We start from the raw sequence: 12,693 nt of genomic DNA on the forward strand, positions 1-12,693 counted from the left end.
GGTCGGCCGCCGGGACGTCCCGCTCCTGACCGACCGCGAGGGCGCGGCGTCCCGGTTCGCCGCGACGCCGCGCCCCTCGTCGTACGGCGCAACACTGGCCACCGCTGGGGTCGTAGGCACCCCTAGGCACCCCTAGGCACCCCTAGGCACCGCCGGCGCAATCAGCTCTGCAGCGGGGGGACCTGCGGCCCTCCGTGTCTGTGCGCACCCGGCGTACCTGCCCCGGCTCGATCCGGGCCGAGACAGCCTCGTGCCGCCCGGACCGGCGAGGGGTGCACGGGTCCCTCGGTCCGCGCTGCGAGGATCGGGCGGTGGACTGGGGACATCTGGCGCTGGGACTGGTCGCGGGACTGGTGATCGCGACGCTCACCGCACCCGTTGGCGTCTCCGGCGCGGTCTTCCTGTTGCCGGTCCAGATGGACCTGCTGAAGATCCCGAGCCCGGCGGTGACGCCGACGAACCTGCTCTACAACGTCGTGTCCGGCCCGGGGGCGTTGCTGCGCTACCGGGCGCAGGGTCAGCGCCCCGGTGAGCTGACGCGGTACATGCTGGCGGGCACGGTCCCGGGGGTGGTCGTCGGCGCGCTCGTGCGGGTCTATGCGATCCCCGATGTCCGGACCTTCCGCGTGGTGGCGGCAGCGGTCCTGCTGCCCGTGGGGCTGTGGTTGATCTGGCGCACTCTGCGGCCTGCTCCGGTAGCGCGGCGAGAGGACGATCCCCCGCTCCGCCTGATCGCCGGGCTCGGACTGGCGGTGGGCGTCGTCGGTGGCGTCTACGGGATCGGCGGCGGGTCGCTGCTGGCGCCGATCCTGGTCGCGCGCGGCCTGCCGGTGGCCAGGGTGGCGCCCGCGGCGCTGGCCTCGACGTTCGTGACCTCGATCGTCGGCGCGATCGCGTTCGCGCTCCTCGCGGTGCGCACCGACGGCTCGGTGGCACCGGACTGGGCCGTGGGGATCGCCTGCGGGCTGGGCGGGTTGGTCGGTGGCTATCTGGGGGCGCGCTGGCACAGCCGGATGCCGGACCGGGTGCTGGCGCTGATGCTGGGTGTCACCGCCACGGCGCTCGCGCTCGCGTACGCGCTCCAGTCCCGCTGACGCCTCTGGGCGGGGTGGTTCCCCGGCTCAAGGGAGATCAGAACCCCAACAGCTTGCCGAACCCCGAGAAGAACGCGCCGAACGCCCTGGCGACAGGGCTGCTGGTCCCGCTGGTGCTGGACTTCTGCCAGAAGAGGGGGTCGTGACCGGTGAACTCGTCGTCGACGAGCGGGGTCTTGCCCCGCAGGTAGGGCCAGAACACCTCGGTCCGGTTGACCCCCACGCTCAGGCGGGAGTCGAACCCCATCACCAGGTGCTGCTCCATCCTGGTGGACCGGCCGCGGGGGTCCGTGGCCACGACGTCGCCGATGCCCTGGACGATGAGGCTGCCGGTGCCCGTGAACATGATGTAGCGCACCTGCCAGGTCGCGAAGGACTGGATGCCCCACCGCCAGCGCGTCTGCAGGTCCGGCGTGCCGATGACGCCCACCACGTGCTTGGGATGCATCACCAGACCCGGATGGTCCTGGAAGTCGATGCGCATCAGGTAGGAGTCCGGGTCGGGCGAGGCCAGCGTCGCCGAGGTGACGCCCCCGTCGCCGGTGATCCGGCTCAGGAAGTAGAGCCCGGCCGCGAAGCTGATGAAGGGCGCCGTGGAGTCGTAGAGGAGCCGGCTGCGGATCTTGCCCTGCACCGGGCGTACGTACTCCGACCGCGCGGACAGCACCTCATCGGTCCCCAGATCGATATTCAGGGTCCGCTGAGCTGCACTGGTGCGCAGATCGGCGGTCGAGCGCTCAGAGCCCTCCGCCAGCTGGATCGGGGTGTGCACCCGACTCACCAGCGGCATCAGCACGAAGTAGCTGAAGGTGCGCAGGGCTCCTGGCAGGACGAGCACGAGCAGGGCGACGGCGGCCAACCATCTCCACGACTGGAGCCACTGGTTGAGGACCCATCCCACCCCGGACGCCTGGGACTGCTCCAGGCTCTCCTCCTCGGCGTTCTTCTGGCCCAGCTCGGATTCCTTGTTGTCGATCTCCCTCTCGATCAGGGAGTTCTCGCCGCCGACGCCGAGGCGGTCCAGCTTCTGCTCAGGGCTCAGGGTGGGGTCGGCGAGGACGGCGGCGTCCTGCTCAGCCTGGTCGAGGGTTCCCTCCAGGGTGTCGAGCGCTTCGTCCGCCTTCTCGACGGCCGCCTCAGCGGACCTGCACGCGTTGCCCGGGGTCAACCAGGCGATGACCTCCTGCACGAGGCCACAAAGGTCCTGCTGGTCCGCACGCAGCCGCTCGATCTCCGCCTTCTTCGTCGCGACGTTGCGGCGCCCTTCCTCGATCTCGGCGCCGATCTTGCCCTCCAGCGACTCGACCGCCTCGCTTCGGCCCTCCGCGGCAGTGCGCCGCAGCTGGGCGAGGTCGTCCTCCAGAGCTGCTCGTTCCTCGGACACCTTCTCAAGTCGCTCATGGTCCGCCACGGCCTCGCGCAGACTGGGGACCAGGACCTGGACGAGCAGGTAGGCGAGGAACAGCGACACCACCAGCGCCCCGAGCAGACCCAGCTTCCTCAGGGCGAACCCGAGAACAGCGGATATCAGGCGCACGAGCGCGATCGTAGCGGCGCTTCACCCCACGCGACCGGCCGTTGTTCGCTACACGCGAGGCGCTCCACATGGTGCGTCATCGGAGGCGCCGATGCTGCTGCCCAACGGGTAGTGGTCCTCGATGGTCACGATCTGCGCCTGCCTTTCCGGTGGTCGCAGGCTCAGGGCTTGACCCGTGCCGTCCCGCCGCCGGTCTGGGCGCTGCTGGTCGGGACCTTGCTGCCACGACGACGGCAACGACGGCGCCAACGATGTTCTCCACAGATTCCACGAAGCCCTGTGGCTGGGGTGGGGCAACGGGCCCGATGGTGACCTCATATCGGGATGCACGCTGGATGTAATCGGCTTCATGACGAAGGTACAGCCTGACTCTCGTCATGTCACTGGCCGATCTTGTGGCGCCCAGCCGGGCGCTCAGATAAGGGCCAGCCGGGTTCCGCAGAGCCGGCAGATGACCGCCTCCAACTTCACCATCTCGGCACAGGCCGAGCACTTGCGGTGCTTGCCGTCGCTTCCCCTTGATTCTCAGATCCAACATTCAACGATGGTCGGATCGTCGTCGGGCTGGCGCGGCAGGCATGAGTCCTGCTGGGCGGGGACCGCCTCGCGAGCCTCCTCCAAGGTGTCGACCACGGCGATCGGCTCGGCCTCGACGGTGCCGCCGCCTGCCCACTGTCGGCGGACGACGACTTCCCCGGGTAGTCGGAGGGTCGCGGTAGATGACCACGATGGCCAGCATGCCCTCAGTCACCGATCACGCCTTGCCGGTCATACATGAAGAGCATGGTGTTCTCCCCGTCGCTAGCTGGGTGATCCGGCGTCTGGTGCACCACCACCAGGTTGAGGTTGACGGCCCGCTGGTAGAAGTCGTCGAACCATTGCTTGTCGTCGGTCTCGATCAGGATGGTGAAACCGGTGGTCTCCCGGAGGATCGCCTCTTCCGGCGCCACGGCGCGCAGCTCGTCCCAGGTGTGGTCAGCGATGACCTGTGCGTCATCCCACGTCGACTGCTCTAGCTGTACCCAGCAAGGACGTTAGTGACGGTCCGGGTCTTGTGAACGTGGAGAACCTCCCGGCTTAGTGGAGATGTCTAAGTCATCCGCTCGCCCAGGAGGTCCTCGTGACCCACGCTAACGCCCGCTTGAACCTGCACGGCCATCGTCTGCTCGTCTCACGCGTGATCGAGGACGGCAGACCCGTCGCTCACGTCGCCAAAGAGCTCGACATCTCACGCCAATGCGCGCACCGGTGGATCGCCCGGTTCCGCATTGAAGGCGAGGCCGGCCTGCGCGACCGGCCCTCGCGTCCACACCGCTGCCCTCGACGGACGCCTCTACACGTGGAGCAACGAGTGCTGGAGCTGCGCCACGACAAACGCCACGGTCAGGACTGGATTGGCCCCGAGCTCGGCATCCCTGCCCGCACTGTCGGCGCGATCCTGCGCCGACACCAGGTGCCGTACCTGCGTGAGTGCGACCCGCTGACCGGTGAGGTGATCCGGGCCTCGAAGACCACCACGGTCCGCTACGAGCGGCCAAGGCCCGGAGACCTCATCCACATCGACGTGAAGAAGGTCGGCAAGATTCCCGACGGCGGCGGCTGGAGGGCCCACGGCCGTAGCGAGGAGGTCCGCGGTCGAGGCATCGGTTATGACTACGTCCACGCAGCCGTCGATGACCACTCCCGCCTGGCCTACGCCGAGATCCTTCCCGACGAGCAAGGCCATACCTGCGCAGGCTTCCTGCTGCGCGCCAACGCGTTCTACGCCGGCCACGGGATCACCGTGCGCGAGGTCATCAGCGACAACGCCCTGAACTACATCCGATCAGCCGACTTCAAGAACGCGCTCGCAGCCATCGGCGCCAGACACCTCACCATCAAGCCCCACTGCCCGTGGCAAAACGGGAAGGTGGAGCGCTTCAACCGCACCCTGCAGATCGAGGGGGCCTACCGCCAGGTGTTCCTCACCAACGCCGACCGCAGCGCGGCCCTGGCGCCCTGGGTGAAGTTCTACAACACGGGTCGGCGCCACTCAGCCATCGGAGGACTCCCCCCGATCGGCCGACTGTCATGAACGTGTCTGCCGAGTACATCTAGAGCCCCAGTTCACGACTCGGCCGACTCAGCGTCGCCGTTGACTTCCGCCTCGACCTCGGCTTGATACTCGGCCTCCAACTCCGCGATGACCTGGTCCTCAAGGTCAGTTACCGTCTCCCAGAACTCAGCGATTGTCGTCGGGAACTCGATGTGGACGCCGCTCATGTGGAACCCCACGACAAGTGAGTCGTCGTAGTCGTCTATAAGGAGGTAGGGGTCTAGTTCGGTGCGTTCACCCACCCAGACTTCGAGCTCGCTAATGTCTACGCACTCCGCATGCCGCAGAAGCGAACGAAGGGAAAGCAACCTGCCCCTTCTGACGCGAGGGGCAACCGCGGGTGTACGCCTTGGTCCAAGCCGCTCGCGGGGTAGCCGAGATTGGCGGCGCGGAGGCCGCATTGCCACAGTCGTGTCCGCCTCGTTCTCGGGCGCAGGCAGTCCGAACACGCCCCACGCCTCATCGCAGGCATTGCATCGCATCGCCGGGGACTCTGGGCCGATGACGCACCCGCCCATGACCTCCCCTGGCGCCCAGACCCTGCCGGGCACAGGCATGCCGTAGACAATGCGCTGGACATCACGGCTGCCGCAGGCGGGACACGACTCGGGTGCCGGACCTTCAGTCGTACCGTCGGTGCTCATTCTCAAACCCTAGACATCGCCACTGACAACGAGCGACGGTTCGCTACGGGGAAGCCCAGGAAGAGGTGGCCATCCGAAAGCCGAGGCGGTCGGTCAGGTCGGGGTAGTTGGTGATCATGCGTTGATAGGCGGGCTTCATGCGCACGGCGCCGACGAGATCGGACAAGAGGAGAGCCTCGAAGGCAGCCGCCTCGAGGAAGTCGACATCCTTGGTGTAGCCGGCAACTGCGCTCGCGCCAGTGACCTGACAGAGCTCCATCAGGGTCTTGTCCGCCGTAGCGAGAGTCTTACAGGCGCCCATGTAGAGGACTCGGCCCTGGCATTTGCCCGCGAGCACTCGCTGAAAGTCTTCGAGGGTCATCGTGTCCTCGCCAACATGTAGTGCCTCGCTAGTGCCGTGGAACGCGAACGCTCCCACCGTGTAGCTCTTGTATCTCTTGGCCGCCCACTTGCTGACGTAGTACTCGAAGTCACCTCGGGTGCCGATGCCGCGATGGATCACCTTGGCCCAGCCGGAGTTACTCAGGAGGTCCAGCACCGGCTTCATCGACTGCGGATCATCCAGCCGCGTGTTCCAGTCGCCTTCGAGGCAGAAGATCCCGTTGATGGCCATACTCCACACCCTTCCACGTCGTGCCCCTGGCCACGGACGTCTTCCCTGGACTGGAGGTCAGTCGCGAGAGGTGGGGCGTGCGCGCACCTACCCAGCATCAGACACCGTCGCCCGTGACTCCCCAGAGTGAGCCGCCGGCGGCCTATCGCGAAGACAGGAGCCACAGCCTTGCACACCGAGAAACTACCCACCTACCTCAGCATCACCGATGCCGCAGAGGTCATGTCAGTCTCGGCCAAGACCATCCGCCGCCGGATCAGCGAGGGCACGGTCCCGGCGTACCACTGCGGCCGAACCCACATCGTGATCCACCTCGACGAGCTCGAAGCAGCCCTCGAACGCATCCCGACAGCGGGCTGGTGCGGGCCAAAAATGGTGCTACGCGGCCCAAATCTGAACCGCCACTGAAGTGCTGTTTTCGCAGGTTAGAGGCGGCTTGCTGCTCTGTGGGCGATACTGGGTTCGAAGGTGAGGTATGGCCTTCTGGAGCACCGCCGTTTCGCGTGCCAAAATGGCCTCTGACCTGCGGTTATGCTGATTTCCAGCTTTGTCCAGTTGTGAGCACTTATGGACACGAAACCCGGATCTATGGACACGTAGTGGACACGAAATGGGGTCTCGGGACCATGCCTCGAAAAGCGGAACGACGACAGTTCGGACAGATCAGCAAGCCCCCCAGCGGCCGCTACCGAGCACGGTACGCCGATCCCGACGGGCGCATGACAGCCGACGGTGAAGTGCTTGGCCATAGCGCCCCCCACACCTTCGACACGAAGGGTGATGCGGAGGCGTGGCTTGCCGACGAACGTCGGCTGATCGTGGCCGACACCTGGACGGCACCCTCGGTGCGTCGCGCGGAGCGCGCCCGGGCCACCGAGACGTTCGCCGTCTACTCGGAACGCTGGCTGAAGAACCGGAAGGTGAAGGGCCAACCGCTGGCGGCCAGAACCGTCGACCACTACCAGTAGGCGCTCAAACGCTTCATCCTGCCGACGTTCGGCTCGATGCAACTGCGAGATATCTCTTCTGAGGCCGTGGCCGACTGGTACGACACCACGGCCGCGGACCGGCCCACCACCCGGGCCCACGCGTACTCGCTGCTCCGGGCCATCATGCGCACCGCCGCCGACCCCACGAAGCACAACGGCACTCCCCTGATCCCCTACAACCCATGCGGCATCTCGGGCGGCGGCACCTCCGGAAAGTAGCGCAACATCCGACCCGCCTCCCTCGACGAGATCATCACGATCGTGTCGCACATGCCCGAGCAACACCGGCTCATGGTCCCTTGCCGACAGTTGCGCACTGCGCTTCGGCGAGCTCGCCGAGCTCCGACGCATGGACGTGGACGTCAAGAACGCCGTCATCCACGTCCGCCGCAGCGTCGTCCGCTCCATCTCGGCGGGGGTGGTGGCCAAGGCACCCAAGAGCGAGGCCGGTATCCGCGATGTGCCTATTCCACCCGACATCATCGACGTCATCGTCGACCACAAGGCTCATCACGCCGATCCCGGTCACCAGGGGCTGATGTTTCCCGGCGCGACCGGCGGCTACCTGGCGCCCAGTGCGTTCTACGGCAAGGTCTCCAAGAAGCGTCGCGGGAAGCCTGGCACCCAGGGTTTCGGTTGGTTCGAAGCTCGCCGCCTCGCTGGCCGCGAAGACCTCCGTTTTCACGACCTGCGCCATGGCGCACTCACCGAGGCTGCGCGGCACGGTCCAACTCTCTCGGAGCTCATGGCACTTGGAGGTCACTCCACCAGCCACGCCGCCATGCGCTATCAGCAGGCCGCGTGCGACCGACTCGCCGAGTTGGCGCGGAAGCGAGCCGAGGCACGGGGGTGGACGGGCCGTTCGACATGGACCCCGTTAAGCGCTGATCTGAAGTCTCCGACTTGAGGCTGCGACGCCTTGCAGGTTCTAGTCCGACGGTGCCGCCAGAGCATTGGGGGCCGGCACGGTGTGCCGCTACAGCAACTCGATCGAAACGATCTTGAGGTAAGCCGTCGACAAGGTGCTCCACGCCACCCACTACTGCGCCCGGACGCTCTCTGATCGCGAGTGATATCGGGCTTCGGAATCCCCAGGGGCTGGGTCATCGGGCAAGGATCGCGCAACGGATCAAGCACCTCGACCACCTGGATGAAGCCGCATCCACCAGACCGCGACCTAAGTGGATCGACTGGCCGAAACCCTCGGTAGGCGACTAATTATTGGGTTGAACGATTCTCGAACAGAGCGATCAATTCCGCATACAACTTGTGGTCCGAAGGGACGACGACTGTGCCACCCGCCACGTCCGATCCGCTAAGAGTCAGCGTAAGGCGGGTGGGTTTGAATTCCGCAGCGCCAGCGTAGCGTTGCAGAAACCTCGCGACAGTCTCGATAGATCGACCATGCTGCGCGTACTTCTGATTACCAGCCGGCCCTGTCTTGATCGGCTCGTCGGCTCGAAGTCCGAGAATCGCGCGCGCTGCGACGTTGGCCGAACCACGCACAGCCTTGTTGCCCGCCATCGCAACGTACTTGGGAAAGGAGGGGTGTGCGACCAATAGCGCACCCGCCGAGGACGACGCCGGCCTCAGCAATATGGCCGCACCTATGTGTGACAGCGCCTCGCCGGAACGGCCATTCTCGAGGAGGAGTGCCGCCAAGCGGAGGCGCAACGACACGTCGTCCGGTGAAGCATCCACGGCAGCCGAAAGGCCCGAGACGAGGGAATCAGACACACGTCGAGCCTACGGTAGTTTCAGCCCTCCGTCTGTTCAACTCAATAGATCCCGGTGGACGATGCCAGGCGGCAGCGCCGACCTTTGTCAGGAGTCGTAGTTCGGCTTACTGAGCTCCTGTCGCAGCGCCTCCAACACATCGTCGTACGCCTTGGGATTCACGGCATCGCGGATCTCATCGGCGAGACTGCGTGCCACCGCTCGGGCGACCTTTGACAACTCCCTTGTCGAAGGCGCTACCGGGTCAAGGGCATAGGGGGGCGCTGATTCGCTGGTGCTCGAATTGAGCGGCACAGGGCCGACGCCGAAGAGTTCCCCTTGATCTTCTCGGAGCGGGCGGCCCGGCTGCGCTACTGGGGATCGCTGGCGCCCTCGTTCGGTGACCAAAGCCTCGGGCGCCTCGAAATCAGAAAAGATCCCGTCGTTAGCATCGCCGCGCGTCGGCAATATTGGGCCCGCGTGCGCGATTGTCAGAAACCTGGTTGAGCGCGTTAGCGCGACGTACAGCAGACGCAGACCGCTGGCCGACTCCGAGGCGATCGCCGTCGGCTCGACAATCACGACGGCGTCGAACTCTAGACCCTTCGACTGCTCGGCCGACATGACGTTGATCGATGTGCTCAACTGGCCAGCGGCCGCGTCACCCCACAGAATGCCCGCCTCAGTGAGGCCTTCACGGAGGTCATCTCGCATCAGGTCGGGGACGATCACGCCGACGAAGAGACCTCTCCCTGCGTACGCTTGCGCGGCCCTCACCGCCTCAACCACCTGGGATCCCTCATCGCACTGAATAAGGGCGGGGTCCTCTGGGGCTGTACGCACCACCGTGGGTGCAGTTACTCCTGGTGCGGCCTGCGGCAGCAGCTCCGCCGCAAGGGCGTAAATCTGCTGCGGAACTCGATAGCCAAAGGTGAGCTCATGGATTGAAGCAGGAAGATCCTGCCTCAGGGCGTCTATGACGTCTTGCCACGAGTCGCGAGCCCACGGGCCGGTGGACTGAGCGATGTCGCCCACGACCGTCATGGAGCCGGTCCGCGAGCGCCGTCGGATCGACCGAAGCTGCATCGGCGACAGATCCTGGGCCTCGTCGAGCACAACATGTGCGTAGGTGGTCGGCCGTCCAGACATAAGGTTCTGCACCTCGTCGAGCAGCGCAACATCTGCATCGCTCCACGCTTCCTCGGTAACTCGTGTAGTTCCCGAGCGCATGAGGCGTTGTACGTCTCCGGCTGTGAACTCGTCGCCGGCGGCAGCGACGAGGCGTTCACGGGACGAGAGAAGATCTAGCAGGAACTGTTGGGGTGAGAGCGCCGGCCAGACGCGTTCTGTTGCCGCATCGAGCTGCGCAGGTGAGACGTCGGTCTTGATCTGGTCACCCAGCCAGTTACGAAACCCCTGCCTACCGGCATTGAAGGTGGACGTTCTGCTGAGGATTTCAGCCAACTTGTGCTCGATGTCTGTGCGCTGCACCCGGGTCACGCGGCCTGGCGGTCCTACCTCCAGTTGTTCAAGTCCCGAGGGAACCCGCACCCGTTGGCGAAGGGCAACTGCGAGAAGGGCTGCCATGCGCTCCTCCCCCTTGAGTCGAAGCACGTCAGCGGCCTCGACTCTTCCATTGGAGGCAAGCGGACCCAACGAGCGCACATCCACGTGCTGAATGTCCTCGTCGCCAAGCCCGGGCAGCACTTTACGGATGTACTTGGTGAAGGTCGCGTTTGGGCCAACGACTAGAACGTCTCGCGCCCCCAACCTTTCAGCGTGGTTCCACAGCAGCCACGAAACTCGATGCAGGGCGACCGCCGTCTTTCCGGTGCCTGGCCCGCCTTGCACGACAAGGAGTTGGTCTAGGTCCTGCCGGATCAGTGCGTATTGCGCAGCGTGGATGGTCTGGACGATGTCGCGCATCTCGCCATCGCGCGCCTGCTCCAGGTCACGCAGAACTGCGTCGTCAATACCCTGTAGGTCTGCCTGTGTGAGATCTTCGATCGCAGCTGCGAGCTCCGCAAAGACCACATCATCAAAGTCCAGGACGCGGTTTCCCGATGTAGTGTATTTCCGCCGTCGTGCGACGCCGCATGGGTCGTCGAATGAGGCTTCGAAGTATGGCGTAGCGACCGGCGCCTGCCAGTTGATGACAAGCTTGTCGCGATGCTCGTCACTGATGGCGTGCTTTCCCAGGTAGAAAGCGTCCCCACCCTCATCTACGAACATCGCGAACGCCACGGCATCGCCTGGTGCGCCTAGCTTGGCGAGCCTGGCATCAGCACCTCGCTTGACCGCCGACACTGCGGCTCGCGAGCCGGCAGCGGAATCTGGTGCTGCCGCGAGAGTCTGTCGGCTGCGCTCTCGCGCCTCGGCCGCTTTGTCAAAGTACGTCTGCTCAACCTGGATGTCAGCCGTGCTTGCCATCGTCTATCCCCCATGTCACCTAGTCCACCCGGGACTCTAGAGCGCCCTTCGGCTCGGCGTCAGGGGAATCGAGCTGTCGGCAGGTGTGCGCCGAGATAGCCGACATAGACCTTGCCGGAGTACGCGGCGTCATCCATGAAGTGGAGCCGTGGCGCTGGAGCCCCCCGCTTGACAAGCTTGATGTGCGCCTCCATGTACGCCATTCCATTGCCATTGACTTCCGGCGGAACTGAGAAGGTCCGGGCCGCCCGCAGTTCCGGGACGTTGCCTACGGTCTCGCTCTCCACCATGGCAACCGCGTTGGCTGCAATCGCGGGCTCTCCGGTCGGGGGTTCGGCGCACCAAGCATGGAAGGAACCTCGGAACTCTCCCGCAGATCGCTGCCGGGCATAGGCGTCCAAGGCACACAGTGCGGACCAGGCCTTGACCGCGAAGAGCTGGGCGCGCGCATGGAGATCTAGCTCAGCAGCGACGGCGTCGACGTCCTTCGAGATCTGGACGGAGGGCAAATGCTGCCGGGCCATGACGATCACGTCGGCCACTGACGGAGGAGCCTCTGGAAGCGAGGAATCAACCCCTACGCCCGCGTCACCAAGGCCGCGCACGCGCTTCTGCAGGAACCGGACCTGACGCTGGAGCTTGTCTACCTCTTCAGCTGCCTCTGTTACTTCAAGCGTGAGGTCGTCGTTCTCCACACGGAGCACCCGATCAATGACTGACTTTGTCTCTAGGTCACCGTGCACCTCCTCAAGAAGTTGCTCGAGAGCCTCGTGGTCCTCCCGCTGCTGATCGAGTTGCGCTTGGAGGGCGGCGACATCCTCCGTATTGGGACCCGCCTCCGCACCGGTCCCGTTCTCGACAGGTTCGCCGACATTGGCGCGGTCGATGAGCGCCTGCAGAGCTTCGTCAAACTCGTCGAGGAAGCCTTGGGGGGTGTCTCGACCGGTGTTCCGATCTCTGCCAAGGGCGCGCAGAATCCGCGAGAGCCGTTGCCGCAGCCAGCCCGGGCCGATTACTGACAGGGGTGCAGAACGGGTAGGCGCCGGCTGGGTGGCCCGTCCGGTGGGCAGCCTTCTAATCGTCCCTGCACCTACAGGGGCGGGCTGCTCGAGTGAGAGCCCAAGTATTTGGTCTTTAACAGCCGGAAAAGCGCGCGGCCCAAGCGCTACGAGCGAGGTGCGTCCGAGTACGCGATGACGCGCCGGGAGGTCTCCTTCATCCGCGGCCCCGGGTAGGAAAGTACGTAAGGCGCCGGCCCAGACTCCGTAGCCCTCTGGCAGGCTCTTCGCGAAGCGCTCAGTAGCAGCTGCATCACGCAGTCGCAGCACGGTGGCCACACCAGCTAAGTCACGCGCCAGGCGACTCGCGAGCTTGGTCTGGTCGTAGGCGCGGGATGAGTCGTGAGCGAACACGACCACGGGGATAGATCGTGAATTCGACGTAATCCATGATGTGACTTCGTCCACCTGATTGCCGTGCACGACCCATGCTTCCGAGGTCAGCGGAACGGGACCGTCAACCGCTTCGCCCAAGGCGATAAGTTCGCGGACCAACCGAGGACTGCCAGGTCGCCTA

General features: G+C 65.3%; 13 protein-coding genes and 1 pseudogene. 7 read left to right on the plus strand and 7 right to left on the minus strand.

Going from position 1 to position 12,693, the window contains the following annotated elements; translation table 11 throughout:
* Positions 1–311 precede the first annotated feature (311 nt).
* Positions 312–1,094 carry a sulfite exporter TauE/SafE family protein gene (locus AC4BG9_RS12900; protein WP_490571508.1) on the plus strand — a complete coding sequence of 261 codons (783 nt, stop codon included), beginning with the start codon at positions 312–314 and terminating at the stop codon, positions 1,092–1,094.
* Positions 1,095–1,131: 37 nt separating this feature from the next.
* Here AC4BG9_RS12900 and AC4BG9_RS12905 read toward each other — a convergent pair whose 3' ends face one another.
* Together AC4BG9_RS12905 and AC4BG9_RS12910 are read right to left on the minus strand one after the other, a co-directional pair.
* The gene (locus tag AC4BG9_RS12905) at positions 1,132–2,631 is read right to left on the minus strand and encodes a hypothetical protein (RefSeq protein WP_490571509.1); all 1,500 of its coding nucleotides are present in this window, start codon (positions 2,629–2,631) and stop codon (positions 1,132–1,134) included.
* 743 nt (positions 2,632–3,374) lie between these two features.
* Positions 3,375–3,581: a hypothetical protein gene (locus tag AC4BG9_RS12910; protein WP_490571510.1), complete on the minus strand. Its 207-nt coding sequence runs from the start codon at positions 3,579–3,581 to the stop codon at positions 3,375–3,377.
* Between the two features lie 170 nt (positions 3,582–3,751).
* Here AC4BG9_RS12910 and AC4BG9_RS12915 point away from each other — a divergent pair, with 170 nt between their 5' ends.
* Positions 3,752–4,705 (plus strand): IS481 family transposase, encoded by a 954-nt coding sequence (locus tag AC4BG9_RS12915; RefSeq protein WP_490571511.1) that lies wholly within the window; start codon positions 3,752–3,754, stop codon positions 4,703–4,705.
* A gap of 32 nt (positions 4,706–4,737) precedes the next feature.
* Here the strand turns inward: AC4BG9_RS12915 and AC4BG9_RS12920 are convergent, their stop codons facing one another.
* Complete coding sequence (locus AC4BG9_RS12920; RefSeq protein WP_490571512.1) at positions 4,738–4,968, minus strand: hypothetical protein; 231 nt, start codon at positions 4,966–4,968, stop codon at positions 4,738–4,740.
* A gap of 445 nt (positions 4,969–5,413) precedes the next feature.
* A complete protein-coding gene (locus AC4BG9_RS12925; protein ID WP_490571513.1) occupies positions 5,414–5,983 on the minus strand; it encodes a DUF6642 family protein in 570 nt (189 codons plus the stop codon).
* 168 nt (positions 5,984–6,151) lie between these two features.
* On the opposite strand from AC4BG9_RS12925, the gene AC4BG9_RS12930 reads away from it, so the two are divergent.
* The 4 genes and pseudogenes from AC4BG9_RS12930 to AC4BG9_RS12945 form a co-directional block, all read left to right on the plus strand.
* The gene (locus tag AC4BG9_RS12930) at positions 6,152–6,391 is read left to right on the plus strand and encodes a helix-turn-helix domain-containing protein (RefSeq protein ID WP_490571514.1); all 240 of its coding nucleotides are present in this window, start codon (positions 6,152–6,154) and stop codon (positions 6,389–6,391) included.
* A 218-nt stretch (positions 6,392–6,609) separates the two neighbouring features.
* Complete coding sequence (locus AC4BG9_RS12935; protein ID WP_490571515.1) at positions 6,610–6,951, plus strand: hypothetical protein; 342 nt, start codon at positions 6,610–6,612, stop codon at positions 6,949–6,951.
* Between the two features lie 18 nt (positions 6,952–6,969).
* A complete protein-coding gene (locus AC4BG9_RS12940) occupies positions 6,970–7,191 on the plus strand; it encodes a hypothetical protein (protein WP_490571635.1) in 222 nt (73 codons plus the stop codon).
* A gap of 91 nt (positions 7,192–7,282) precedes the next feature.
* A pseudogene (locus tag AC4BG9_RS12945) lies at positions 7,283–7,879 on the plus strand (tyrosine-type recombinase/integrase); the annotation flags it as partial.
* 311 nt (positions 7,880–8,190) lie between these two features.
* On the opposite strand, the gene AC4BG9_RS12950 reads toward AC4BG9_RS12945, so the two are convergent.
* The 3 genes from AC4BG9_RS12950 to AC4BG9_RS12960 all read right to left on the minus strand — a co-directional run bounded on the left by AC4BG9_RS12950 (position 8,191) and on the right by AC4BG9_RS12960 (position 11,813).
* The gene (locus AC4BG9_RS12950) at positions 8,191–8,709 is read right to left on the minus strand and encodes a hypothetical protein (protein ID WP_490571516.1); all 519 of its coding nucleotides are present in this window, start codon (positions 8,707–8,709) and stop codon (positions 8,191–8,193) included.
* Positions 8,710–8,796: 87 nt separating this feature from the next.
* Positions 8,797–11,118, minus strand: a complete 2,322-nt coding sequence (locus AC4BG9_RS12955; RefSeq protein ID WP_490571517.1) for a HelD family protein — start codon at positions 11,116–11,118, stop codon at positions 8,797–8,799.
* A gap of 59 nt (positions 11,119–11,177) precedes the next feature.
* Positions 11,178–11,813 carry a hypothetical protein gene (locus AC4BG9_RS12960; RefSeq protein ID WP_490571518.1) on the minus strand — a complete coding sequence of 212 codons (636 nt, stop codon included), beginning with the start codon at positions 11,811–11,813 and terminating at the stop codon, positions 11,178–11,180.
* 42 nt (positions 11,814–11,855) lie between these two features.
* Between AC4BG9_RS12960 and AC4BG9_RS12965 the strand changes: the two genes are divergently transcribed.
* Positions 11,856–12,137 (plus strand): hypothetical protein, encoded by a 282-nt coding sequence (locus tag AC4BG9_RS12965; protein WP_490571519.1) that lies wholly within the window; start codon positions 11,856–11,858, stop codon positions 12,135–12,137.
* The last annotated feature ends 556 nt before the right edge of the window (positions 12,138–12,693 follow it).

The sequence above is a fragment of the Nocardioides sp. Z40_12 genome, assembly GCF_058215795.1.